Genomic DNA, 25,078 nt, shown 5'->3' with positions numbered 1-25,078 from the left:
CGGTTGCGCGAGGCTGGCAGCGCTTGCGGCCTATGCCCAGTAGCTGGACCGTCTGCTGGCCCGGCCACTGGATTGATCGGGCGCGCTATACGACTCGTGCAAGCCCCTAGGCCAAGGACGCCTGGCGCGCCACCCGTGCCCCCAGCATCCCGGAAAAAGATACCAGCATCAGTACCGCGAACACCCCGGCGATCGGCAGGTTCGACTCCAACCCGAAGCCGCTGACCGTCGCCGAGGCAATCGAACCGAACACCAGCATCAAGCAGCCCTGCAAGCTCGCAGCCACCCCGGCGCGGTCGGGAAACAGTGCCATCGAGCGGGCCATGGCATTGGAGAAGATAAAGCCCTGGCCGAAGGCGATCAGCATGATGCCAGCAAGAATGTTCACCAGGCTCAAGGTGTCGGCAGCCGCCGCGATGCACAGCACCCCGAGCAGAAACAGCGCCAACCCACTCCACATCAGGGTATCGGGTGAGACGATGCGCACCAGCGCACGGTTGGTCAGCGTGCCGACCAGATAGCAGCACCCCACCCCCAGCGCCGTGGTGCCGAAGTAATGCGCGTCATGGCCGAGCACATCCTGGACGATATGCGGCCCGAACACGTTCCACAGCAAGAACGCGGAAAAGCTCGCGCCGAGTACCACCACCGAAGCACGGAAGCGTCTGTCGGCCAGAATGAACCGATAGCCGACCACTGTCTGCAAGGCGCCGCGGCGGGCACTGGCCGGCAGCGACTCCTTGAGCCCGGCAACGACGAAAGCCAGGACCATGACGGCATAGGCGGCATACAGCACGAAGTTGTAGCGCCAGCCGAAATGCACCTCGATCAGCCCACCGATATAGGGCGCGATGACGGGCCCCAGGCCGAACGCCAGGCTGAGGTAGATGATCGCGACGTAGAAGCGCGGGCCTTTGACGACGTCGACCAGCACAGCACGGGCAACGACCTGGCAGGCGCCAATGGCAAAGCCCTGCAGCGCACGCGCCAGCAGCAGCATCTCGATGGACGTCGCGGCGGTCGCCAGCAGGCTGCCGACCACGAACACACCCAGGCCCAGCAGTACGGCAGGTCGCCGCCCGCGCGCGTCGGCCATCACGCCGAAGAACAGCTGCCCCAGGGCATAGAACAGCAGCGTGATGGTAATGGTGTTCTGCATCAGCGCAGGCCCCGCCCCGAGTTCGCGCCCGATGGACGGCAGGCTCGGCGCATACAGGTCGATGGCGATGCCCCCCAGGCTGTTGACCAGAGGGGCCAGGAAGACGATGAAGTTTTCATAACGCGTGTTGGCGTGCATAGGATCTCCGGCGTGCCGGGCAGCGAAGCGCCCGGCACGCACATGGGTCAGACAGACGCCTGGTGGGCGAACTGCGGTGGCGGGATGGAAGGTGTCGGCGCCTTGAGCCAGGCACTGGGCGAGGACAGGCGCGAAACCAGTACGCGCGGTGCCTGGTCGTAGTAGGTCCCCCAGTTGACACTGGGGTCCTTGACCCGGCGTGGATCGGCCTGGCCCAGGTCGTCGAGGTTGTCGACAATCGCTGCCAGCAGTTGCTGGACCTGCGGCGTCGCGGTCAGCACCACCAGGCCGAAGTTGCGCAGGGCCAGGGTGCGGATGACGTTGTCGAGCAGGTACTTGCCAGCACCGCTGCCGCTCTGGAACGAGGCGAAAGCACCAATCTCCGCGATACGCGCGCGGTCGATGGCGTAGCGTTCATCCAGCGTTTGGTCCAGGTAGTACTCACTGAACAGTTTGCCGGAGTCGCCGTAGCTGATGCCGGCACAGGCGTAGCCTGGCGCCCCGCCGGTGGAGCCGGTCAGGCAGACGAACAGGTCAGGCTGCGGCACGGGCGTTGCCTCGTAGTGCTTGAGGTAATGACCCCGTACCGCCTCCTGCAGGCAGCGGTAGCCGGGGCGACCCTTGTAGAAATTGCGCACGATGTACATGGGCGACGTCCCGTCCTAGGCGTACAGTTGATCGATGAACCGCGCTTCGATCTCGGCGCGCCGCGGTCGTCCGGTGACCGTGTAGAACTGGTCACGAAACCCTGCGATGTCGCCGACGACCTGCATGCGTCGCACCCGTGCGAAGTCCGCAAGGCGGTGCTCCAGGCGCGCCATCTCGTCCTGCACGCTGGCCGGGCTCGCAGTGCTGAGGATGATGGCGCACGGCTCGTCGCGCCCTTCGCCCATGACGATCATGTCGTCGACCAGCGGGCTCTCCTTGTAGACGTTCTCCACCCACTCAGGCGAAATGTTGCGTGCCGTCGAGAGGATGATCACGTGCTTCTTGCGCCCGGTGATGTACAGGAAACCGTCACGGAACTCGGCGATATCGCCGGTGTGCAGGTAGCCGTCGGACAGGTCGCAGGCCGTGTCGTCGGCGTTGTAGTAACCCGCGCAGAGGGTCGGCGTCTTCACCAGCAACTCGCCGTCGACCAGCTTGGGCTCGATGCCGTCGAGCAGCTTGCCGGCCGAGCCGATGCGCCGCTCTGCAGGCGAGTTCAGCGAGATGATCGAGGAGTTCTCGCTCAGCCCATAGGCCTCGAACACTTGCACACCGCTGGCATCCAGGGCCTGGAGCACCGTGGCCGGGATCTTCGCGCCGCCGGTGATGATGTGCGGATTGGCGGGGCCGAACAGGTCCTCGACACTCGCACCCTGCTCAAGCAGCAGGTTGGCCTCCTCCAGCAGCTTGGGCGGCAGGTAGAGGAAGTTGGGGTGATTGGGTGCGATCAACTCCAGGTAATGACGGGCATTGCCACTGGCCGCGCCGTACTCGGTGACGCCCTCGGGCATCAGGGTCAGGGTGCCACCGGACAGGATCGGAATGAACACGCCCAGCACCTGCTCGATCAGCAGGCTCATCGGCACGATCGAAAAGTAGTGCAGCGGCTGCTGCGGCAAGCGCTTCATCACGTTGTCGACCAGCAGCCCCACGGCCGCGTCGCGAATCATCACGCCCTTGGGCTTGGAGGTGGTACCCGAGGTGTGGATCACCGAGACGATACCGGCGGGGATCAGTTCGTCGTCCTGGGCCCAGGGCGTGTCAGTGGACTGGATCATCAGTTGCCGGGGGATGAAGCTGGGCTTGTCCGGCAGGATGCGGTGCAGGCGCCGGGCGGTCGGCTCATCGCTGACGAACACGGCGGCGGCCTTGCCGAGCAGGCTACCGATCTGATCGTCGGAAAACTCGATGGGCACCGGCAGCAACACACCACCGACCTTCTGGATTGCCAACAGGGTGTACACCCACTCGTAGCATGAGCGCATCGCAATACCGAACACCTTGCGCTCGCAGTTGCCGACCCGAGCCTGCAGGGCCTGGGCCAGGCGTTCGACGTCATCGCGCAGGCCATGCAGGGTGTAGTCGCGCCCGTGCATTTCGCGGATCACCACGCGGTCAGTGCTGGTGGTCAGGTAGTGCTGCATTTTCTGGCTGATCATTGGCCGTTACCCCCGATGCGGTAGCTCTGGGCACCGAAGATGCGTCGGCTGATATCGTCGAGGCGACGGCGACCGTGCATCACGCGGGTGTTGTCGATGACCACGATGTCGCCCTTCTTCCAGAAGTGGCTGTAGGTGTTACGGGCGGTGACTTCCTTGATCTCGTCCCAGATTTCAAGGGCGATCTCCTCGCCGTCGGCCCAGGTGATGCGTGGCGGCTCGTAGTTGACGCTAGGGCCGAGCATCGAATTGCAGAAGGCCTTGCGACCGCTGAAGCAGCTGGTCTCCACCGCGCTGATCACCAACTCGGAGGCGATCAGGTTCTGGTCGATGCGACGGTAGGTCTGGCCGGCCACCTGGTCGTTGACCTGCTGCAAGTGCTCGTCGGTGACGCTGTCGATCGGCAATTGCAGCTCGATGCTCAGGAAGCGCCGCACGTTGTGCCAGGGAATGCGCCGCGCATAGCGGATGGCACGGGATTCGAAGCTCTTACGGGTTTTCGGGGAGAGGTCGAACAGCACTCGCTCGCCATCACACAACGTGGTCTCGGAGCCGACCGACGCCGCTTCCAGGCAGTAGAACCACTGCAGGTCCGGGTTGAACGGCAAATTGCCGTTCTCCCGGTGCAGCCCCATCTCGTGAACGCCTGCTTCGATCTCGGCGGTATTGGCCGTGGCGGCCTTGCGCGCGGGATCGAAGGTGACCCGGGAGGAATGCGCGCTGACGAAATCGTTGAAGTCTTCGAGCGAGTCGCTGAAGTCGCGGTAGATCACCGCGCCGCTATGGGCCAGGTCTTCATAGAGCGCCGCAGTGTCCATCGAGTCGAAGACGCGCAGTCCCGGTTCGACGGCATAGACACATTCGAAGCCGTAGCACGGCGTGGGATGACGATAGAAAGGTAAAGCTTTAGCTTGAGTGTGGGCCAACATCTGACATCTTCCTTGGGAAATGGATTACAGACAGGCAGGCCGTCCGCCGCCTGACGAAAACACGTTAGGGGAAATGTCGTAGGTGCTGGTTTTAAGAAACCTAAAGCCGTGATGAAAAATTAAAAGTGCGGCCGTGCGACGGAACGCACAGGGGGGAAAGTTTGTCTGGGCACGAAACATCGCACCCGAGCAAGCGCTGCCGATAGGCATGGCTTTGCGCGAAGAGGCCGCAAATGGCTCTGTAACCACTGAATGTTCACTCATCCTGAGCGCCTGCAATCCGTGTCAAAAACCTGTGTCACCCTGCGCGGAGCAGGTCCCCCGCCACGTCCTGGATCAACCTGCGCAAACTGGAGACATCCGCACCCAGCCCTCGATCACGCGACCAGATCATATCTACCGTGAACACCGGAAACCCCATCGGTGGCTGACACACCCTCACCCCCTCGGGGATACGCAGGTGTGGCAGCAAGCGCGCCGGCAAGGCCAAGGTCGAGGGAACGGCGGCCAGGATGTTGACGCAGGCCTGGTAGCCGTTCGCCCGCACCAGCACATTGCGCGTGCGGCCTATTTTCTCCAGCCAGCTATCGACCATGTTCTTCTCCGAGATCCACGGCGTAGGAAAGACATGCGCCGAAGCACAGAACTCATCCAGGCTCATCGCCCCGTCCAGCGCAAGCCCACGCTGGCTGGTCAGGCAGACGAAACCATCGCTGAGCACCGGCTGCCATTGCAGCTCGGGGTGCAATTGGTGGTAACTCGGGCCGAAGCCGATGGCCAGGTCGATATCGCCGGAAATCAGCCGGTCCACCGGCAAGTCGCGGCTTAGCCGATCGAGGTGCAGGGAGGTATTGGGGTGATTGCTCGACAAGGTCGCCAGGGCCTGGGGCAGAAAGGCCAGCTCGAAGTATTCCGGCGCGCACAGGCGCCAGATCCTCGGGGCAGCGACGCCATCGCCGGAGGGGGCATCCTCGGCGCAGCGGTTGACCGACTCGATCACCACGCGCAGGTAGGGTGCGATCTTTTCCGCCTTGGCGGTTGGCTGCAACAAACCCTGCGAGGAGGCGAACAGGGTGTCGTCGAAACAGCCGCGCAGGCGTTTGAGGCAGTAGCTCACCGTGGGCTGGCTGACGTTCATCAGTTCGGCGGTGCGCTTGGCACTGCGATATTCCAGCAAGTTGAGAAACACCACGATGTCTTGCAGGTCCAGCTGCTTCAGATAATTGCTGTGAAGCATGCAGGCCCCTCCTGGGTCATCATGTTCATGGGATGGGATCGACGTCTTCGGGAAGCTTGGCCAGCATCAACTTGAGCATCTGCGCGAGAGCTTCGCGTTCCTCGATCCGCAGCGGAGCGAGGAACTGGTTCTGCAGATCGGTGTGGCTGAAAACCGCTTTCTCGATAGCCGCAAGACCTGCTGCGGTCAGCGCCACCTTGTAGCTGCGCTTGTCGGCAGGGTCGTGGATCTGCTCGACCATGCCCGCCTCCTTGAGGCGGCTCAGACGATTGGTCATCGCCCCGGAGGTGATCAACAACGAGTTGTACAGCTCGGTCGGGGTCAACTGGTACGGTGCACCGGAGCGGCGCAAGGTCGCCATGACATCGAACTCCCCCTCCTTGAAACCGTACTGCTCGAGCACCGCGCAACGGCGGCGCTCGAGGTGTTTCTGCAGGCGCGCCATGCGCCCGAAGACCTCCATGGACGAAGCATCCACGGAGGGCATCGCCTGCGCCCATTGCGCGACGACGAAATCGACATGATCTTTCATTGGCATAACCGTCCGTTCACCCTGAACTCCCCAAGGGCCACATCCCTGCCGCCCCCCGGCACCTTCCAAGTATCTTAACGTTAAGTTATCTTGATATGCACGAGGTATGAATCGGGAGGGAACATGGCGTTCTTCGAACACAACCGAAATCGCTATTACTACTTTGACGCCGGGGCCGGCACCCCCACCCTGCTCCTGCACGGGCTGGGCAACAGTGGCCGCGCCTGGACAGACCAGGTCGGGGCCCTGCTGCGCCTGGGCCATCGCGTCATCGTACCGGACCTGCTCGGCCATGGCGCGTCCAGCAATGCGCCGGAACACATCACGCCTCATCTGCAAGCCCAGGAGCTGATCGCACTGCTGGATCACCTCGGACTGGCCAGCACTCAGCTCATCGGGCTTTCGCTGGGCGGCATGATTGCCCTGGAACTGGCCTGCGCCTACCCGGATGCCGTGGACAAACTGGTGGTGGCGGCGTCCTTCGCCAGCATGAGCAGCACCGCGCGCCATCAACAGCTCGATGAGTGGGCCGAAAACCTTCGCCAGCCGGACGGCTGCCTGAAGCGCTTCAAGACAACATGGCCACAACTGGTCGGCAGTTCCTTCGCCGCCTCCAGCCAGGGGCAGAGCCTTTACCAGGCCTGGCATGCCCAGGCCGCGATGCAACGAGCGCGCTGCCAGATCCACTGGTGCGAGGGTATGAAAACCTACGACCTGAACGATCGACTGTCACACATCCAGGCGCCCACCCTGGTACTTGGCACCGACGGCGACCGCATCAGTCCACCTGGCGAGGCCGAGGCCATTGCCAGCCGTATTGCTCACGCCCAGCTCATCACTCTTCCAGGCGACGGCCATGTCTTCAACGTTTCCCATGCCCCGGCCTTCAACCGGGCACTCAGTGGTTTCCTGCAGGAGCAACAGCGACATGGGTGATACACCCTCCAAGGCCAGCGTAGTGCTGCTGGCGATTCTGGTCGGCATCAACCTGCGGCCGATCATGGCCTCGGTCGGCCCGCTGCTCGATCTGCTACAGCGCGACCTGGGCCTGAGCAACTTCCAGGGCGGTTTGCTGACCACACTGCCGGTGATGATGATGGGCCTGTTCGCCCTCGCCGGCCCTTGGCTGCTGCGCCTGCTCGGCGAGGTCAAGGGCGTGGCCATCGGCATGACCCTGATTGCTGCGGCCTGCGCGGTACGTACCTATGTCGAGTCGTCCACCGCGCTGATCGCCAGCGCTGCCGTAGGTGGCGTCGGCATTGCCGTGATTCAGTCGCTGATGCCTGCATTCATCAAGCGCAACCACCCGCAAAGCGCAGGGATGCTCATGGGGCTGTTCACTACGGGGATCATGGGCGGTGCAGCCATCGCCGCCGCGATTGCTGCTCCCAGCGCGGGCAAGCTGGGCTGGAACCTCACCCTCGGCTATGCCGCCATTCCGGCCATGATCGCGTTGATCGCCTGGCTGCTCGCCGCAGGCAACGTCCATGCCTGCCCCACGGCGGCCGGCCTGCCCTGGCGCAGTGGCCGGGCCTGGTTGCTGCTGGTGTTTTTCGGGATTGGAACCGGGGCATACACCTTGGTGCTCGCCTGGCTACCCCCGTTCTACGTCGAGCTGGGCTGGACAGCGAAAAGTGCCGGCTACCTGCTCGGCGCGCTGACCATTACCGAGGTCATCGCCGGTTTGCTGGTGTCGGCGCTGATTCATCGTTTCCCGGATCGCCGTCAACCCTTGGCGCTGGTGATCCTGCTGCTGATCGGCGGGCTGGCCTGCCTGATGACGGCGCCACTGCAACTGACCGCCCTGGCCATCCTGTGCCTGGGTTTGGGCATCGGTGCCTTGTTCCCGCTGTCGCTGATCGTCACCCTCGATCATGCACGCTCACCGGCCGAAGCCGGGTCGCTGCTGGCCTTCGTGCAAGGGGGTGGCTACCTGATTGCAGCCTCGATGCCGGTGGTGGCCGGGCTGGTGCGCGATGAGTTCAGCTCGTTGCACTGGGCCTGGGCAGTCATGGGTGGCGGGGCTGTGTTGTTGCTTGCCTTGAGCGCCCTGCTCCGGCCGCTCAGCCAGCGAACGGTGGTCGCCCAGGCTTGACTCTCCTCCCCTCCGGGGCGCGTTCCAGCGCCCCGAACGTCCTCGCCGATTTTTCCTGACCCGCCCCACCTGCGCGCGCAGGGCACTCTTTTAGTGCAAAGGCGCCGCTACCGCCTCCCGCCTACCCCGTCCCATGCACGCTGCAGCCCGGTGGCACAGCCTTTGCGACGGTCTACCGTGCCCCATTCGCGAACTTAGTTTTTTTAACGTTCATGAGCACATATTTACTAATTTATCCATCTGCGCCCACGCCCCATGATCGCTTCCAACAAGAAAGCGTCGCCTTTTGCCGACGCGCATCCGGGCACCTGTGAAGTGCCCATCCTTGCCTTGGAGTCCGTCATGACCAGCGCAGCCACATCGGCACCTCTCATAGAAAAACACACGATCGGATACGTGCCCCCCGAAGACCGCCATGGAAAGGTAAAGGACTTGTTCACCCTGTGGTTCGGCGGCAACATCGCGCCGCTGCCCATCGTCACCGGCGCCCTGGGCGTGCAGCTGTTCCACCTCAACCTGATCTGGGGCATCGTCGCCATCCTGGTCGGCCATCTGGTCGGCGGTGTGCTGATGGCCCTGCACTCGGCCCAGGGCCCGCAGATGGGCATCCCGCAGATGATCCAGAGCCGCGCCCAGTTCGGCACCCTCGGCGCCCTGCTGGTGGTGGTGATCGCGGGGGTGATGTACATCGGCTTCTTCGCTTCCAACATCGTGCTGGCCGGCAAATCGCTGCATGGCGTGGTCGAAAGCGTGCCGGTGCCGGTAGGCATCGTCATCGGCGCCCTGGGTTCGGGGATCATCGGCATCATCGGCTACCGCTTCATCCACGTGCTCAACCGCATCGGCACCTGGGTGCTGGGCATCGGCATCGTGGTCGGCTTCGGCTACATCTTCACGCACGTGCAGAGCGATGACTTCCTGACCCGCGGCAGCTTCAACATCTCCGGCTGGCTGGCCACCGTGTCGCTGGCGGCGCTGTGGCAGATCGCCTTCGCCCCATACGTGTCGGACTACTCGCGCTACCTGCCAGCCGACGTGAAAGTGTCGTCGACCTTCTGGACCACCTACCTGGGCTCAGCCCTGGGTTCGAGCCTGTCGTTCATCTTCGGCGCAGTCGCCGTGCTGGCGATCCCCGCCGGGATGGACACCATGGACGCCGTGAAGCTGGCCACCGGCGCCATCGGCCCGCTGATGCTGGTGCTGTTCCTGCTCAGCGTGATCAGCCACAACGCGCTCAACCTGTATGGTGCGGTGCTGTCGATCATCACCCTGGTGCAGACCTTCGCCTATCGCTGGATCCCGACCGCCAAGACCCGCGCCGTGCTCTCGCTGATCGTGCTGGCCGCGTGCAGTGTGGTGGCAGTCTTCGCCTCGTCCGACTTCATTGGGCACTTCGTCGACATGGTCTTGGTGCTGCTGGTCGTGCTGGTGCCGTGGACCGCGATCAACCTGATCGACTTCTATGCCATCCACAAGGGCGAGTACGACATCCAGTCGATCTTCAAGGTCGACGGTGGGATCTACGGTCGTTACAACCCGCAGGCGCTGATTGCCTACGCCGTCGGGATCGTGGTGCAGATTCCGTTCATGAACACGCCGCTGTACGTAGGGCCGGTATCGGAACACATCAATGGTGCCGACCTGTCGTGGCTGGTCGGGTTGGCGGTGACCACGCCGCTGTACTGGTGGCTGGCCAGCCGTGACAGCGCCTACCGTCGTCGCCAGGTGGGTGCCAAGCTCGCTGCCGGACATTGATGCATAGCGCTAGCCCTGCATTTGTGCAGGGCTAGCTGGTTTTTGTGCTGCCCTTTCTCGGCTAAATCGGGCGACTCTACGGCTCGAACCCTTCGACGATGATCACCTCGGCTTTGGCCACTCCCTGCCGATGTCGGCACGCCTCCTGATACAGATCAGACCGGTAGCAGGCCAGCGCCTGCTCGTACGAGTCGAATTCGATCACCACGCTGCGCTGCGGCGTCACCCTTCCCTCCATCGCCTCGCTCTTGCCACCGCGGGCCAGAAAGCGCCCGCCAAATGCCACGAACGCCGCCGGCGCACGCTGGGTGTACTGCTGGTACTGCTCCGGGTCGGTAACGTCCACATGGGCGATCCAATAAGCCTTCATCCGTCGCTCTCCTGTACAGGGTTATTTGTGTATTATGGTATACCATAAAAATCACCTGACCACAGTGAGCGTGCAGCATGGCTTTCAACAGCATCGAAGACCTTCTCGAAGACTACCGCCAGGGCAAGATGGTGCTGCTGGTGGACGACGAAGACCGGGAGAACGAAGGCGACCTGCTGATCGCCGCCGAGCGCTGTGATGCGCAAGCGATCAATTTCATGGCCCGCGAAGCACGCGGCCTGATCTGCCTGACGCTGACCGACGAACACTGCCAACGCCTGGGCCTTGAGCAGATGGTACCGACCAACGGCAGCGTATTCAGCACGGCGTTCACGGTATCGATCGAGGCCGCCAGCGGTGTCACCACAGGCATCTCTGCCGCCGACCGCGCGCGGACCGTGGCCGCCGCCATGGCCGCGGACGCCCGCCCCGAGCACCTGGTCCAGCCTGGCCACATCTTCCCCTTGCGCGCCCGTGAAGGCGGCGTGCTGACCCGCGCCGGACACACCGAAGCCGGTTGCGACCTGGCGCGCCTGGCAGGCTTCGCACCGGCCTCGGTGATCGTCGAAGTGCTCAACGACGACGGCACCATGGCCCGCCGCCCGGACCTGGAGCTGTTTGCCGAGCGCCACGGCATCAAGATCGGCACCATCGCCGACCTCATCCACTATCGCCTGAGCACCGAACAGACGGTCAAGCGCATTGGCGAGCGCGAGTTGCCAACGGTCCACGGCACGTTCCGACTGGTGACCTTCGAGGACCGTATCGAAGGTGGCGTGCACATGGCCATGGTGATGGGCGACATTCGCCGCGAGCAGCCGACGCTGGTACGCGTGCATGTCATCGATCCGCTGCGCGACCTGGTCGGCGCTGAATATGCAGGCCCTGCCAACTGGACGCTGTGGGCGGCGCTGGAGCGGGTCGCAGCAGAGGGTGCCGGCGTGGTGGTGATCCTCGCCAACCATGAATCCTCCCAGGCCCTGCTCGAACGCGTGCCGCAACTCACCCAGCCACAGCGCCCCTACCAGCGCGGGCAGTCGAAGGTGTACTCGGAGGTGGGTACCGGCGCCCAGATCCTGCAGGACCTGGGCGTGGGCAAACTGCGCCACCTGGGCCCACCGCTCAAGTACGCAGGGCTGGCGGGGTATGAGCTGGAAGTGGTGCAGAGCCTTCCATTCGAAGCTCACTGATTCTTGCGTCACCGACAGGATGACTGGTAACACCGAACGCTTGCCAAAAGCTTGGAATACCATAATATGATATCCCGTAGACCTTGAATCTGCCGGCCGCACCTACAATCACACAACGGCCACGAATTACCTGAGATAGCTGCTCCCGAACACAGTTGGCGGGCGCGACAAAAGCCCGCCTCGAATAACAAAAGCAACGAGGGCGTAACCATGCTGTTGAGCAAACGAGTCACCGCTGTGCTGTCCGCAAGCCTGCTGGCACTGGCCTGCCAGGCCACCCAGGCCGCCGACAGCCTCAACTTCGTCAGTTGGGGCGGCACCACCCAGGACGCCCAGAAACAGGCATGGGCCGACCCTTTCAGCAAGGGCAGCAACATCAAGGTCGTACAGGACGGCCCGACCGACTACGGCAAGCTCAAGGCCATGGTCGAAAGCGGCAACGTGCAATGGGACGTGGTCGACGTCGAAGCCGACTTCGCCCTGCGTGCCGCCAGCGAAGGCCTGCTCGAACCCCTCGACTTCTCCACCATCCAGCGTGATCGCATCGACCCGCGCTTCGTCTCCGACCATGGCGTCGGCTCGTTCTTCTTCTCCTTCGTGCTCGGCTACAACGAGGGCAAGCTTGGGGCCAACAAGCCGGTCGACTGGAGCGCGCTGTTCGACACCAAGACCTACCCCGGCAAGCGTGCGCTGTACAAGTGGCCGAGCCCCGGCGTGCTGGAGCTGGCCCTGCTCGCCGACGGCGTACCTGCCGACAAGCTTTACCCGCTGGATCTGGACCGCGCCTTCAAGAAACTCGACACCATCAAGAAAGACATCGTCTGGTGGGGAGGCGGTGCCCAGTCCCAGCAATTGCTGGCCTCCGGTGAAGCCGCGCTCGGGCAGTTCTGGAACGGGCGCGTCTACGCGCTGCAGCAGGATGGTGCCCCGGTGGGCGTGAGCTGGAAGCAGAACCTGGTCATGGCCGACTTCCTGGTCATTCCCAAGGGCGCCAAGAACAAGGACGCGGCCATGAAGTTCCTGGCCAACGCCAGCAGCGCCAAGGGCCAGGCCGACTTCGCCAACCTTACCGCCTACGCCCCGGTGAACCTCGACAGCGTCGCCGAGCTCGACAAGAAACTCGCACCCAACCTGCCAACCGCCTACGCCCAGGACCAGGTCACCCTCGACTTCGCCTACTGGGCCAAGAACGGCCAGGCAATCGCTGCGCGCTGGAATGAGTGGCTGGTCAAATGAAAGTCGCCATCAACGCCCTGCACAATGCCCAGGGTGCCGACCCCGGCACCGGAGCCCCGCGAGCGGCCGTGCGCCGCCCGCCACTGAGCCAGCGCTTGCGTGGCAGTCGCAACCTGCTGCCGGCCTTGTTGTTCCTCGGCCTGTTTTTCTTTGCGCCATTGATCGGCCTGCTGCTGCGTGGGGTGCTGGAGCCGGTGCCTGGGCTGGGCAACTACGAGCAGCTGTTCGCCAACTCAGCCTACGCGCGGGTGCTGTTCAACACCTTCTCGGTGGCGGGTCTGGTGACGGTGATCAGCGTATTGCTGGGCTTTCCGCTGGCCTGGGCGATCACCTTGGTGCCTCGTGGCTGGGGGCGTTGGCTGCTGAACATCGTGCTGCTGTCCATGTGGACCAGCCTGCTGGCCCGCACCTATTCCTGGCTGGTGCTGCTACAAGGCTCGGGAGTGATCAACAAGCTGCTGATGGCGCTGGGCATCATCGATGCGCCGCTGGAAATGGTGCACAACCTCACCGGTGTAGTGATCGGCATGAGCTACATCATGATCCCGTTCATCGTGCTGCCACTGCAGGCGACCATGCAGGCCATCGACCCGATGGTGCTGCAGGCAGGCTCGATCTGCGGTGCAAGCCCCTGGACCAATTTCTGGAAAGTGTTCATCCCGTTGTGCCGTTCAGGCTTGTTCTCGGGTGCGCTGATGGTGTTCGTGATGTCGCTCGGTTACTACGTCACCCCGGCATTGCTGGGCGGTGCGCAGAACATGATGCTGCCCGAGTTCATCATCCAGCAGGTGCAGTCGTTCCTGAACTGGGGGCTGGCCAGCGCCGCCGCGGCACTGCTGGTGGTGATCACCCTGGTGCTCTTCTACCTGTACCTGAAGCTGCAGCCGGAATCCCCGGTCGGCAATGCGAGGTAATCCTTCATGCTCCTGTCCCCCAACGCCATGGGTCGCCCGCTGCGCACCGGCCTGTACCTGACCACCGGGATCATCGCCGCCTTCCTGCTGCTGCCGGTGGTGTTCATCGTCCTGCTGTCGTTCGGCTCCTCCCAATGGCTGGTGTTCCCGCCCCCCGGCTGGACCTTCAAATGGTACGACCAGTTCTTCTCCAACCCCGAGTGGATGGACGCCGCGCTGGCCAGCCTCAAGGTGGCTGTGCTGACCACCTTCGCCGCCGTGGCCCTGGGCCTGCCGACCGCCTTCGCCCTGGTACGCGGGCGCTTTCCCGGGCGCGAACTGCTCTATGGCCTGTTCACCATGCCGATGATCGTGCCGCTGGTGATCATCGCGGTCGCGGTCTACGCGCTGTTCCTGAAGCTGGGCTATACCGGCACGCTGTTCGCCTTCGTGGTCAGCCACGTGATCGTCGCCCTGCCCTTCACCATCATCTCGATCATCAACTCGCTGAAGCTGTTCGACCAGTCGATCGAGGATGCCGCGGTGATCTGCGGCGCCTCGCGGCTGCAGGCGATCGTCAAGGTCACCTTCCCGGCCATCCGCCCGGGCATGATCGCCGGCGGCCTGTTCGCCTTCCTGGTGTCGTGGGATGAGGTCGTGCTCAGCGTGATGATGGCCAGCCCCGACCTGCAGACCTTGCCAGTGAAGATGTGGACCACCCTGCGCCAGGACCTGAGCCCGGTGATCGCCGTCGCCTCGACACTGCTGATCGGGCTGTCGCTGCTGGTCATGTTCATCGCCAGCGCCCTGCGCCGCCGCAACGAAACCAACGCCTGAGTGCCGGAGACAACAATAATGAGTGCAGTCATCAAAGAAGCCGCGCACGGCAAGACCCTGGTCTCCCTGCGCAACCTGAACAAGCACTACGGCGACTTCGCCGCGGTCGACAACATCAGCCTGGACATCCAGGACGGCGAATTCCTCACCTTCCTCGGCTCCAGCGGCTCGGGCAAGTCCACCACCCTGTCGATGCTGGCCGGCTTCGAGACCCCCAGCAGCGGCGAGATCCTGGTCGAAGGCCGCTCGCTGGTGAACGTGCCGCCGCACAAGCGTGACATCGGCATGGTGTTCCAACGCTACTCGCTGTTCCCGCACCTGAGCGTGCGCGACAACATCGCCTTCCCACTGGCCATCCGCAAGCTGGGCAGCGCCGAGATCGCCAAGCGCGTCGACGCCATGCTCAAGCTGGTGCAGCTGGAAACCTTCGCACACCGGCGCCCGGCCCAGCTCTCCGGCGGCCAGCAACAGCGCGTGGCGATCGCCCGAGCGCTGGTGTACGAGCCACGCATCCTGCTGATGGACGAGCCCCTCGGTGCCCTGGACAAGAAACTGCGCGAAGACCTGCAGGACGAGTTGCGTCAGCTGCACCGGCGCCTGGGTATCACCATCGTCTACGTCACTCACGACCAGGAAGAAGCGATGCGCCTGTCCCAGCGCATCGCCATCTTCAGCCACGGCAAGATCGTCGGTCTGGGCAGCGGTTACGACCTCTATCAGAACCCGCCAAACGCGTTCGTCGCCTCGTTCCTGGGCAACTCCAACTTCCTCCGGGTCACCGCCAGCAGCCATGGCGCGGCGGCGTTCGAGGGCCAGTCGCTGGCCATTCGCCTGACCTCGGGGTTGGCCGCAGGTCAGGATGCGCTGATCATGGTTCGCCCGGAAAAGGCCCTGGCGCTGAGCGCCGAACAGGCGACCCGTGAACCGCTGCCGGCAGGCTGGAATGAAGTGAGCGCCAAGGTCGGCGAGGTCTTGTTCCTCGGCGAAAGCCAGACCTGTCACGTGGTGACGGCAGGCGGTACCGAAATGACGGTCAAGGCGCTATCGGCGGCAGGCATGCCGATGCAGTCAGGCGATACGGTCAAGGTACGCTGGGCGGTGGCCGATGCCTGCGTGTACACCGAGTGGGCCGAGAGCGACCTGAGCAAGGCTGCCGGCGCACACTGAGGGCCTCTTCGCAGCACGCCGCGGTGGGAAATTCTGTCTTGCTCAAAATCTAAAGGTCTAACCCAATCCCTGTGAGAGCGGCGGTTCGCCGCCGCGACTTGTCCCGCGCACACGGGCGTGGCCCGTGCCAGGCAGCGCGGTGTCTTTTTCGCGGGTTAATGACCCGCTTCGCTCGTTTCGGCCTCTTCGCCACCTGTTCTGCCTTCCATTGCGCTACTGACGCTCGATGCAGATACAGCATGTCGGGGGCTGCTGCACGGCCCTTTCGCGACACGAGGCCACTCCTGCAGAAGTCGATTTCTATGCATTGACCATCTTGTATATACATGATGATATAAGAGCGAAGTCATTCCTCTGGTTGCCCTTGCCGCCCTACAACAACAAACAAGCGGAGCCCCACATGTCCAGCAAGCCCGTGATCGAGCGGCGCTCGATCGACTACATTCCCGAAGCTGAACGCCATGGACGCGTGTACAGCCAGTTCACCCTGTGGCTGGGAGCCAATCTGCAGATCACCGCCATCGTGACCGGCGCCCTCGCCGTCGTGCTCGGCGGTGATGTGTTCTGGTCATTGATCGGCCTGCTGCTGGGCCAGGTGATCGGCGGAGCGGTCATGGCCTTGCACGCAGCCCAAGGGCCGCGGTTGGGGCTGCCGCAGATGATCTCCAGCCGCGTGCAGTTCGGCGTCTATGGCGCGGCCATCCCGATGGTGCTGGTGTGCCTGATGTACCTGGGGTTCACCGCCACCGGCACGGTACTGTCGGGCCAGGCCATCGGCCAGTTGCTAAGCGTCAGCGACAGCGCCGGCATCCTGATCTTCGCCGGCGTGATCGTGCTGGCCACCCTCGCCGGCTACCGCGTGATCCACTGGATCGGCCGCGTGGCCAGCGTGCTGGGGATCATTGCGTTCGTCTATCTGTTCAGCCGTATCCTGCTGCTCGCCGATATCGGCCAACTGCTGGACAACCGCCACTTCACCTGGGCCTCGTTCCTGCTGGCGGTATCGCTGGCCGCCTCATGGCAGATCGCTTTCGGCCCCTACGTCGCCGACTATTCACGCTACCTGCCCAGCAACACCTCCGCGCTGAAGACCTTTCTCGCCGCCGGCCTGGGCTCGGTGATCGGCGCCCAGGCATCGATGATCCTCGGCGTGTTCGCCGCCGCCATTGCCGGCGGCCAGTTCTCGGGGCGTGAAGTGGCCTATATCGTCGGCCTGGGCGGCGCCGGTACCACCGCAGCGCTGCTGTACTTCGCCATCGCCTTCGGCAAGGTGACCATCTCCACCCTCAACAGCTACGGCAGCTTCATGTGCATCGCCACGATCATCAGCGGTTTTCGCGGCAGCCTGCAGATCAGCCGCCTGCAGCGCTTGCTGTTCGTGCTGGGCATCGTGGGTGCAGCGACGCTGGTGGCCCTGCTCGGCCAGCATTCGTTCCTGAGTGCATTCAAGTCGTTCATCCTGTTCCTGCTGACCTTCTTCGTGCCCTGGAGCGCGGTCAACCTGGTGGACTACTACTTCATCACCCGCGAGCGCTACGACATCCCTGCCCTGGCCGATCCCGACGGACGCTATGGCCGCTGGAACTGGCCCGGCATCATCGTCTACAGCATCGGAGTGCTGATCCAGATGCCCTTCATCGACACCAAGCTGTACACCGGGCCCATGGTTGCGCACCTGGGCGGCGTCGATGTGTCGTGGCTGATCGGGTTGATGGTGCCTAGCGTGCTGTATTACTGGGTTGCCCGGGGCAAGGCCAAGCAAGCGCCGGCGCAGCTGATCGAACCCCAGGCACGTTGACCGACGCCAGCGCAGTCTTTTGCAGGAGCGGCCTTTCGCGACACAAGGCCGCTCCTGCTGTCAGTCCCGATAATCCGGCGCCACTTTCTCCAGCAACCGCAACAGCGCCCCCCAGGCCAGCCCCATGGCATCCGGGTCCGCCAACTCACCGGGCTTGAGCGGCCGTGCCGGGGCATTGAACTGCCGCTCGGTATGCGCGCAGACCTCGGGCGATGGCAGCACCACCTTCCCGGCGCTCTGCGCCACCAACTGAATCTCGCAGGCCTTCTCCAGATAGAACATGCGCAGAAACGCCTCGCCCGCCGTGCGTCCCACCGTCAGCAACCCATGATTGCGCAGGATCATCACCGGCTTGTCGCCGAGGTCGGCGACCAGGCGCTGCTGCTCGTCCATGTCCAGGGCAACGCCTTCATAGTCGTGGTAAGCAACCTTGCCGTAGAACTCCATGGAGATCTGGTTGACCGGTAGCAGCCCGCACTCGAGCGCCGCCACCGCGCACCCGGCGCGGGTGTGGGTGTGCAATACGCACTGGGCATCCTCGCGTGCGCCGTGGATGGCGCTGTGGATGACGAAGCCCGCCGGATTGACCGGGTACGGCGACGCCTCCACGGCGCGCCCTTGCAAGTCGATCTTCACCAGGTTGGACGCGGTGATTTCCTCGAACAGCAGGCCGTAGGGATTGATCAAAAAATGATGCTCGGGGCCGGGTATGCGCACCGAGATGTGCGTGAAGATCAGGTCCGTCATGCGGAAATGCGCAATCAGCCGATAACAGGCGGCCAGTTCCTCACGCAGGGTACGTTCGCTGGGGTGCATGGTGTCATCCAGGTTGTTCTTGTGGGACGAGCTTACCCCGGTACGAGGGGATGAGCCGAAGCTAGTCCCGCCAAAGTAAAAAAACAAGTTGATTTTTTACTGAAGGTACACTTCCATGAAAAAAACAAGAACGCACGCTGGAGCCCGCACGCATGTCGACTGCCTTCGCTCACCTGTTCGAACCCTTGCAGATCCGTGGCAAACGCCTGAAGAACCGCATCATGTCCAGTGGTCATGACACCTGTCTGCCCACCGACAACCTGGTCAACGACAAGCTCGTCGCCTATCAACGCGCCCGCGCCGAGGGCGGCGCTGGCCTGATCGTGCTGCAGGTCGCCGGGGTGCACGACAGTGCGCGCTACACCTCTCACGTGCTGATGGCCACCGACGATGCCTGCATCGACGGCTACCGGCGCATTGCCCAGGCCTGTCATGCACATGGCACCGTGGTGTTGTCGCAGTTGTTCCATCCCGGCCGGGAGATCATGGAATCGGCCGATGGCTTGCTGGCGGTGGCCTACTCGGCCTCGGCGGTGCCCAACGAGCGCTTTCGCGTGATGCCGCGCGCCCTGGAGCAGCCGATGATCGACGAAATCGTCCAGGGCTACGCCAGTGCAGCCCGGCGCCTGCACCAGGCCGGGCTGGATGGCGTCGAGGTGGTGGCCAGCCATGGTTACCTGCCCGCGCAGTTTCTCAACCCACGCGTCAATCGTCGCACCGATGGCTACAACGGCAACCTCGAAGCCCGCCTGCGTTTTCTGCGCGAAGTGCTGGCGGCGGTGCGTGCAGCCACTGACGAACAGTTCATCGTCGGCCTGCGCATCAGCGCTGACGAACGCGACAGCGAAGGGCTGAGCGAAGACGAATCACTGGCGGCCGCCATCGCGGTGCAGAACCAGGTCGATTACCTGCACATCGTCGCCGGCACCTCGGCCACCCTGGGTGGCGCGGTGCATATCGTCCCGCCGATGGCCATCGAGCCGGCCTACCTGGCCCGCGAAGCCGGCAGTTTCAAGGCGCGCCTGGACATCCCGCTGTTCGTCACTGGCCGTATCAACCAGCCACAGGAAGCCGAACAAATGCTCGCCCGCGGCCAGGCCGATGTGTGCGGCATGACCCGTGCGCTGATCTGCGACCCGCAGATGCCGGCCAAGACCGAACAAGGCCGTGTCGAGGACGTGCGCGCCTGCATCGCCTGCAACCAGGCCTGCATCGGCCATTTCCACCGTGGCCTGCCGATCTCCTGCATCCAGCACCCGGAAACCGGTCGCGAACTGCAGTACGGCAGCGTCACACCCGCGCCCCTGCGCAAGCGCATCCTGGTGGCCGGTGGTGGCCCGGCAGGCATGAAGGCGGCCATCGTCGCCGCCGCCCGAGGCCATGAGGTGACGCTGTATGAAGCGGGCCCGCAGCTCGGCGGCCAGGTGCTGCTGGCGCAACTGCTGCCGCGGCGCAGCGAGTTCGGCGGCGCCAGCACCAACCTGCAGCGCGAACTGGCACTGGCCGGCGTGCAGGTGGTACGCAATACCCGCGTAGACCGCGCGCTGGTCGAGCGCGAACGGCCAGACCTGGTGATCGCAGCCACCGGCGCCACCCCTTACTGGCCTGCATTCGAGCGCAGCGGCGAGTTGCAGGTGGTGGATGCCTGGCAGGTGCTGCGCAACGAGCACGCCCTGGGGCGCTCGGTGCTGGTGCTGGACTGGCGCTGCGACTGGATCGCCCCGGGCATCGCCGAACGCCTGGTGCGTGAAGGCCATCACGTGCAACTGGCGGTCAACGGTACTCACTGCGGCGAGAGCCTGCCGCTCTACGTACGTGACCAGATGGCCGGGGAACTGCACCGCCTCGGGATCCCCATCACCCCCTACGCCCGCCTCTACGGCACCGACGACAACACCGTGTACCTGCAACACACCGCCAGTGGCGAGCCCATGATCTTCGAACAGATCGACACCCTGGTGCTGTGCCTGGGTCACCAGCCTGTCGACACCCTGGCCCAGGAGCTGGCCGGGTTGGTCGAAGTACGGCGCATCGGCGACTGCCTGGCCCCGCGAACCGCTGAAGAGGCGATCCATGACGGCCTGGCGGTTGCCTGGTCGCTCTGAGGCTGGTCATACTCCCGGTTTTGCCGATGGACCGACACTTGATGAGCCAGCGTCCCCTCGTCCCGCAACTCGCCGAAGGCGGCACTGCCGCCCCGCAGTTCCTCGGTTCCCGCATCCGCGGCCTGCGCAAGCGCCGCGGCATGACCCTGGCGGAGCTGGCCCGTCTGAGCGAGCTGACCGCCGGCTACATCAGCCAGCTGGAACGCAACCTTTCATACCCGTCGATCCCGGCGCTGTTCAACATCGCCCGCAGCCTGGGCGTGACCATCCAGTGGTTCTTCGCCAGCGAAGCCAGCACCGCGCCCGAGGACCAAGGCTTCGTGGTGCGCAGGCAAAGCCGCCTGAGCGTGCATTACGAAGATGGCGTGGTCGACCAGTTGCTCACCCCGCAACCCAACCGCCAGCTGGAGATGCTGCATTCGCGCTTCCCGCCGGGCGCCTACAGCCAGGAAAGCTACAGCCACGAAGGCGAGGAAGCCGGCTATGTGTTGTCAGGGCGTTTCGAGCTGTGGGTAGGCGAACGCCACTTCCTGCTCGAAGAAGGCGACAGCTTCAGTTTCCCTAGCCAGGAGCCACACCGCTATGGCAACCCTGGCGAGGTGGACACGGTGGTCATCTGGGTGATCACGCCGCCAACCTTCTGAACGATCGCCTGCGCCTGATCGTCATTTTCCATTCACACCCCTGTCGTAATCTGCCGGACATACCTGTGCCTCAAGGATCCCGGCATGCCCCGCCCTCTCGCTGTTCTGCTCTGCCTGCTACCCCTGCTGGCTCAGGCGGAGCCCGCCACACTGCGTATCCAGGGCTCCAACACCATTGGCGCAGCACTGGGCCCTGCGCTGGTGCGCGGGCTGCTGCAAAGCCAAGGTGCACAAGACATCCGCAGCGAACGTGGGAAACGGCCCAACGAGACTGACATCCGTGCCCGCGACGCCCAGGGCCAGCCATTGCTGATCAATATCGCCGCACATGGTTCCAGCACCGGCTTCAGTGCCCTGGACAGCGGCGAAGCCGACCTTGCCGCCGCCTCGCGCCCTATCTCCGACCAGGAAGCCCAGCAACTGCAACGTCTGGGCGACCTGCGCAGCGCGGCCAGCGAGCAGGTGATCGGCCTGGACGGCGTCGCGGTCATGGTGCACCCCGACAACCGCCTGCAGCAGTTGAGTACCGCACAATTGGCACAGGTCTTCTCTGGCCAGATCCAACGCTGGGAGCAACTCGGCGTAGCGGGCGGCCCCATTCACCTGTACGCCCGTGACGACCGCTCCGGCACCTTCGAAACCTTTCGCGCCCTGGTTCTGCAACCGCAGGCACTGGAGCTCTCGCCACGGGCCAAACGCTTCGAATCCGGCGACGCCTTGGCCGAACGGGTCAAGGCCGATCCTGCGGCCATCGGCTTCAGCAGCCTGACCACCGTGCATGGCGCCAAGCTGTTGGCCATCGCCGAGGGCGATGCTCCAGCCCTGTTGCCAACCCGTGCAGCCGTGGCCAGCGAAGACTATCCACTGTCGCGGCGGCTGTTCTTCTATCTGCCGACTCACCCGAGTGCTCAGGCCAAGGCCCTGGCCGAATTCACCCAGAGCGCAGCCGGCCAGGCCATTGTCGCCGCCCAGGGTTTTGTCTCGCAGCAGGTCAAGGCAGTGCCGGTCGCGGTACAGGCCCAGATGCCCGCGCAATACCGTGCCCTGGCTGCAGAGGCCCAGCGCCTGAGCGTCAACTTCCGTTTCCAGGAAGGCAGCGCCAGCCTCGACAACAAGGCCTTGCGCGATGTACAGCGGGTCAGCGACTACCTGCGTCAGGCCGGCAAGCTGCATGACAAAACGGTACTGGTGGGGTTTGGCGACCCCAAGGAAACACCCGGCCGCGCCGCCCTGCTCTCGCGCCTGCGCGCCATGGCCGTGCGCCGCGAACTGGCGCGCAATGGCGTGGAGATCCGGGATGTCACCGGCATGGGTGATGAACTGCCGGTGGCCGACAACGACCTGGAACAGGGACGCCTGCGCAATCGCCGGGTCGAGGTCTGGGTCTACTGACCCGCCTGGCGCTTGCCCCCAGAGGCGCGATGCGCGTACCGTGCCGGGCATTCCTGTGCAGGAGAACCGTCGCGTGTCCCTCAAAGCCCTGCGTACCCTGGTCACCATCGCCCGCCACGGCACCTTCGCCCGCGCCGCCGACCTGCTGAGCTTGACCCCTTCGGCGGTCAGCCTGCACATCAAGACGCTCGAGGACGAACTGCAAGTGCCGCTGTTCGACCGCAGCCGCCGCCAGGTGACACTCACCGAAGCCGGGCAATTGGCCGTGGCGCGGGCCGAAAGCATTCTCACTGCCTACGACGAGCTGGCCGACACCCTGGCCAGCGGCCCGAGCCTGCGTGGTCGGCTGCGTATCGGTGCGATCCATACCGTGCTCGCCCGACGCCTGCCAAAGGCGCTGGTGTGGATCAAGGCGCACCATCCACATCTGCACATCAGCGTGGTCTCGGGCATGTCCGCAGAGCTGGCCCGGCGGATCGAAGACGGTGAACTGGACGCCGCCATCACCACCGAACCGGTCAGCCCCTACCCGCAGAGCCTGCAGTTCAGCCCGCTGTTCTCGGACCGTTTCTGGGCTGTGGCCAGCCCCGATCTGGCCGGGCAAAGCCTGGCGCAACTGCTCGCCAGCCAACCGTTCCTGCGCTTCGACAAACGCGCCTGGGCGGGCCGGCAGATCGAACAGGAACTGCGCCGCCAGCATTTGCAGGTCAGCGAGCAGATGGAGCTGGACAGCCAGGAAGCCCTGGCACGCATGGCGGCAATGGGCCTCGGGGTGGCGATCATCCCGATGAGCGACGATGACCTGCAACGGCTGCCGCCCGCCACCGTGCTGCCCTTTGGCGAGCCGCAATTGAGTCGCCACGTGGTGTTGCTGGAACATGAAAAGAGTCAGCGCCGGCACCTGAGCGCGGTGCTCAAGACCGCCTTGGGCAGTTGATCACGCAGCCACCTACAACCATGCAGTTTTCCTCAACAGTGAATGCAGAAAACAACGTTTTTTTCTGCTGACTCACCCCGCTAACCTGTGCCGGTACCCGACCACGGAACCGCGACCATGCTGCCCCTGCTCCTCACCACCCTGGTGCCCATCATCCTGCTGATCGCCCTCGGCACCCTGTTGCGGGTGCGCGGTTTTCTCGCGGAGGGTTTCTGGCCCGGCGCCGAGCGCCTGAGCTACTACGTGCTGCTGCCCTCGCTGTTCCTGCATGGCCTCGCCACCGCCAACCTGGAGGGTGTACCGGTGTTCGGCATGGTCGGCGTGCTGATGCTCTCGACCCTGGCCGGCGCGCTCCTGCTGGTGCTCTACCAGGGCGCAGCAGGCCACGATGGCGCTGATTTCACCTCGGTGTTCCAGGGCGGCATACGCTTCAACAACTACATCGGCGCGACCCTGGCGGCAGGCATCTACGGCAGCGCCGGCATCGCCCTGGCGGCCGTGGCCAACGCGGCAATCGTGCCGCTGGTCAATCTGCTTTGCGTACTGGTGTTCGCCCGATTCAGCGCTCGCCACAGCTCTCCCCTCACCGTGCTGCGGGCGATTTTCGCCAACCCGTTGATCGTGGGCTGTGCGGCTGGCCTGCTGCTGCGGGTCACCGGCCTTGGCCTGCCGGCGGGCCTGGAACCGACGGTCAAGGCCCTTGGCCAGGCCGCCCTGCCCCTTGGGTTGCTGTGCGTCGGAGCGGCATTGGGCGGCGCGCGGATGGGCCAGCAGGTCAAGCCCCTGGTGGCCGCCTCGGCGTTCAAGTTCCTGGTCATGCCACTGACCACCTTCGGCCTGTGTCGCCTGCTCGGTCTCAGCGGCCAGGCCGCCGTGGTGGCCGTGCTGTTCCAGGCACTGCCCACCGCGTCGTCGTCCTACGTCATGGCCCGGCAGATGGGGGGCAACGCGCCGCTGATGGCGACCATCATCGCGTTGCAGACCGTCGCTGCAGCAGCCACCCTGCCATTGATGCTCAGCCTCACGCTAAGTTGAAGCCGCTTGGCTAGAATGGAGTCAGCTCACTGACGCGGAAGCCCGATCATGCGCCACTCGTGGATGGTCATCAGCCTGTTCCTGGCCCTGCCCGCAGGCCCGTTGCATGCCGCCGAGAGCGCCAAGGCTGCAGTCGCCGAAGACAAGGCCCAGGCGCTCGAACAAAAAGTGGTAAACGACGCCCCGCCACCCAAGGCGCCGGAGAAGATCACCCCCACCGAGGTGCAGGCCGTGGACCCGGCCGGGCAGGCGCCGCTGGACGACAGCATTACCTGCCTTGCCCGCACCCTCTACTGGGAAGCCAAGGGCGCCGACGAGACAGACATGAAGGCAGTCGCCAGCGTCGTGCTCAACCGCCTGGGCAAGGACGGCTTCCCCGACACCATCTGCGGCGTGGTCAAGCAAGGCGTCGAGAGCAAGAGCTGCCAGTTCTCCTGGTGGTGCGACGGGCGCCCTGACCAGGTCGAGGAAAAGGAGCGCTACGGGGTCGCCAAGGAAATCGCGCGCAAGGCGTTGAACCAGCAGTTGCAGGACAGCACCGCCGGAGCGCTGTACTTCCATGATCGCACTGTGCGGCCAGACTGGGCCAAGGCCTATCGGCGCACAGCGCAGACCACGCACTTCATCTTCTACAAGCCCAACCAGGCACTGGCGCGCTAGCGCGAC

General features: G+C 64.3%; 23 protein-coding genes. 15 read left to right on the top strand and 8 right to left on the bottom strand.

Annotated elements, in window-relative coordinates; all coding sequences use genetic code 11:
• Positions 1–106: 106 nt before the first annotated feature.
• The 6 genes from ACNFHO_RS03285 to ACNFHO_RS03260 all read right to left on the bottom strand — a co-directional run bounded on the left by ACNFHO_RS03285 (position 107) and on the right by ACNFHO_RS03260 (position 6,142).
• A complete protein-coding gene (locus ACNFHO_RS03285; protein WP_054890781.1) occupies positions 107–1,297 on the bottom strand; it encodes a multidrug effflux MFS transporter in 1,191 nt (396 codons plus the stop codon).
• Between the two features lie 47 nt (positions 1,298–1,344).
• Positions 1,345–1,944 carry a thermostable hemolysin gene (locus ACNFHO_RS03280; RefSeq protein WP_054890782.1) on the bottom strand — a complete coding sequence of 200 codons (600 nt, stop codon included), beginning with the start codon at positions 1,942–1,944 and terminating at the stop codon, positions 1,345–1,347.
• Positions 1,945–1,959: 15 nt separating this feature from the next.
• On the bottom strand, positions 1,960–3,444 hold the full coding sequence (locus ACNFHO_RS03275) for an AMP-binding protein (protein WP_063545061.1): 1,485 nt from the start codon (positions 3,442–3,444) through the stop codon (positions 1,960–1,962).
• Positions 3,441–4,373, bottom strand: coding sequence for a TauD/TfdA family dioxygenase (locus ACNFHO_RS03270; protein ID WP_063545062.1), 933 nt, complete (start codon positions 4,371–4,373; stop codon positions 3,441–3,443). The genes ACNFHO_RS03275 and ACNFHO_RS03270 overlap by 4 nt, the downstream gene beginning before the upstream one ends.
• A gap of 298 nt (positions 4,374–4,671) precedes the next feature.
• Entirely contained in the window at positions 4,672–5,610 is a 939-nt protein-coding gene (locus tag ACNFHO_RS03265; protein ID WP_063545063.1) for a LysR family transcriptional regulator, read from the bottom strand.
• Between the two features lie 25 nt (positions 5,611–5,635).
• Complete coding sequence (locus ACNFHO_RS03260; protein ID WP_063545064.1) at positions 5,636–6,142, bottom strand: MarR family winged helix-turn-helix transcriptional regulator; 507 nt, start codon at positions 6,140–6,142, stop codon at positions 5,636–5,638.
• 123 nt (positions 6,143–6,265) lie between these two features.
• On the opposite strand from ACNFHO_RS03260, the gene ACNFHO_RS03255 reads away from it, so the two are divergent.
• From ACNFHO_RS03255 to ACNFHO_RS03245, 3 genes are all read left to right on the top strand, one after another.
• A complete protein-coding gene (locus ACNFHO_RS03255) occupies positions 6,266–7,078 on the top strand; it encodes an alpha/beta fold hydrolase (RefSeq protein ID WP_054890787.1) in 813 nt (270 codons plus the stop codon).
• Positions 7,071–8,237: an MFS transporter gene (locus tag ACNFHO_RS03250; RefSeq protein ID WP_416765201.1), complete on the top strand. Its 1,167-nt coding sequence runs from the start codon at positions 7,071–7,073 to the stop codon at positions 8,235–8,237. The genes ACNFHO_RS03255 and ACNFHO_RS03250 overlap by 8 nt, the downstream gene beginning before the upstream one ends.
• A 342-nt stretch (positions 8,238–8,579) precedes the next feature.
• Complete coding sequence (locus ACNFHO_RS03245) at positions 8,580–9,992, top strand: purine-cytosine permease family protein (RefSeq protein WP_054890789.1); 1,413 nt, start codon at positions 8,580–8,582, stop codon at positions 9,990–9,992.
• 76 nt (positions 9,993–10,068) lie between these two features.
• On the opposite strand, the gene ACNFHO_RS03240 is transcribed toward ACNFHO_RS03245, so the two are convergent.
• Positions 10,069–10,362 (bottom strand): DUF1330 domain-containing protein, encoded by a 294-nt coding sequence (locus tag ACNFHO_RS03240; RefSeq protein WP_063545065.1) that lies wholly within the window; start codon positions 10,360–10,362, stop codon positions 10,069–10,071.
• A gap of 77 nt (positions 10,363–10,439) precedes the next feature.
• On the opposite strand from ACNFHO_RS03240, the gene ribBA reads away from it, so the two are divergent.
• The 6 genes from ribBA to ACNFHO_RS03210 all read left to right on the top strand — a co-directional run bounded on the left by ribBA (position 10,440) and on the right by ACNFHO_RS03210 (position 17,483).
• Positions 10,440–11,552, top strand: coding sequence for a bifunctional 3,4-dihydroxy-2-butanone-4-phosphate synthase/GTP cyclohydrolase II (gene ribBA / locus ACNFHO_RS03235; RefSeq protein ID WP_414155556.1), 1,113 nt, complete (start codon positions 10,440–10,442; stop codon positions 11,550–11,552).
• Positions 11,553–11,762: 210 nt separating this feature from the next.
• Positions 11,763–12,788 carry an ABC transporter substrate-binding protein gene (locus tag ACNFHO_RS03230; RefSeq protein WP_063545067.1) on the top strand — a complete coding sequence of 342 codons (1,026 nt, stop codon included), beginning with the start codon at positions 11,763–11,765 and terminating at the stop codon, positions 12,786–12,788.
• Entirely contained in the window at positions 12,785–13,702 is a 918-nt protein-coding gene (locus ACNFHO_RS03225; protein ID WP_416765199.1) for an ABC transporter permease, read from the top strand. The genes ACNFHO_RS03230 and ACNFHO_RS03225 overlap by 4 nt, the downstream gene beginning before the upstream one ends.
• Before the next feature lie 6 nt (positions 13,703–13,708).
• Complete coding sequence (locus tag ACNFHO_RS03220; protein ID WP_063545068.1) at positions 13,709–14,518, top strand: ABC transporter permease; 810 nt, start codon at positions 13,709–13,711, stop codon at positions 14,516–14,518.
• 18 nt (positions 14,519–14,536) lie between these two features.
• The gene (locus tag ACNFHO_RS03215; protein ID WP_063545069.1) at positions 14,537–15,685 is read left to right on the top strand and encodes an ABC transporter ATP-binding protein; all 1,149 of its coding nucleotides are present in this window, start codon (positions 14,537–14,539) and stop codon (positions 15,683–15,685) included.
• A gap of 400 nt (positions 15,686–16,085) precedes the next feature.
• Positions 16,086–17,483, top strand: a complete 1,398-nt coding sequence (locus ACNFHO_RS03210) for a purine-cytosine permease family protein (RefSeq protein ID WP_416765196.1) — start codon at positions 16,086–16,088, stop codon at positions 17,481–17,483.
• 60 nt (positions 17,484–17,543) lie between these two features.
• Here ACNFHO_RS03210 and ACNFHO_RS03205 read toward each other — a convergent pair whose 3' ends face one another.
• On the bottom strand, positions 17,544–18,311 hold the full coding sequence (locus ACNFHO_RS03205; RefSeq protein WP_414155804.1) for a class II aldolase/adducin family protein: 768 nt from the start codon (positions 18,309–18,311) through the stop codon (positions 17,544–17,546).
• Positions 18,312–18,451: 140 nt separating this feature from the next.
• Between ACNFHO_RS03205 and ACNFHO_RS03200 the strand changes: the two genes are divergently transcribed.
• The 6 genes from ACNFHO_RS03200 (at position 18,452) to ACNFHO_RS03175 (ending at position 25,072) form a co-directional block, all read left to right on the top strand.
• A complete protein-coding gene (locus ACNFHO_RS03200) occupies positions 18,452–20,404 on the top strand; it encodes an FAD-dependent oxidoreductase (RefSeq protein WP_063545071.1) in 1,953 nt (650 codons plus the stop codon).
• Positions 20,405–20,445: 41 nt separating this feature from the next.
• On the top strand, positions 20,446–21,048 hold the full coding sequence (locus tag ACNFHO_RS03195; RefSeq protein WP_063545072.1) for a cupin domain-containing protein: 603 nt from the start codon (positions 20,446–20,448) through the stop codon (positions 21,046–21,048).
• 84 nt (positions 21,049–21,132) lie between these two features.
• Positions 21,133–22,440 (top strand): substrate-binding domain-containing protein, encoded by a 1,308-nt coding sequence (locus ACNFHO_RS03190; protein ID WP_063545073.1) that lies wholly within the window; start codon positions 21,133–21,135, stop codon positions 22,438–22,440.
• A gap of 73 nt (positions 22,441–22,513) precedes the next feature.
• Positions 22,514–23,377 (top strand): LysR family transcriptional regulator, encoded by an 864-nt coding sequence (locus tag ACNFHO_RS03185; protein WP_063545074.1) that lies wholly within the window; start codon positions 22,514–22,516, stop codon positions 23,375–23,377.
• Positions 23,378–23,494: 117 nt separating this feature from the next.
• Positions 23,495–24,412, top strand: coding sequence for an AEC family transporter (locus ACNFHO_RS03180; RefSeq protein ID WP_054890802.1), 918 nt, complete (start codon positions 23,495–23,497; stop codon positions 24,410–24,412).
• A 48-nt stretch (positions 24,413–24,460) separates the two neighbouring features.
• Positions 24,461–25,072, top strand: a complete 612-nt coding sequence (locus ACNFHO_RS03175) for a cell wall hydrolase (protein WP_063545075.1) — start codon at positions 24,461–24,463, stop codon at positions 25,070–25,072.
• Positions 25,073–25,078 lie beyond the last annotated feature (6 nt).

It is taken from the genome of Pseudomonas sp. NY15374 (genome assembly GCF_048068255.1).
GTDB lineage: Bacteria > Pseudomonadota > Gammaproteobacteria > Pseudomonadales > Pseudomonadaceae > Aquipseudomonas > Aquipseudomonas machongensis.
Note: the sequence above shows the minus strand (reverse complement) of the source record. Positions and strands in the feature narration are given on the sequence as shown.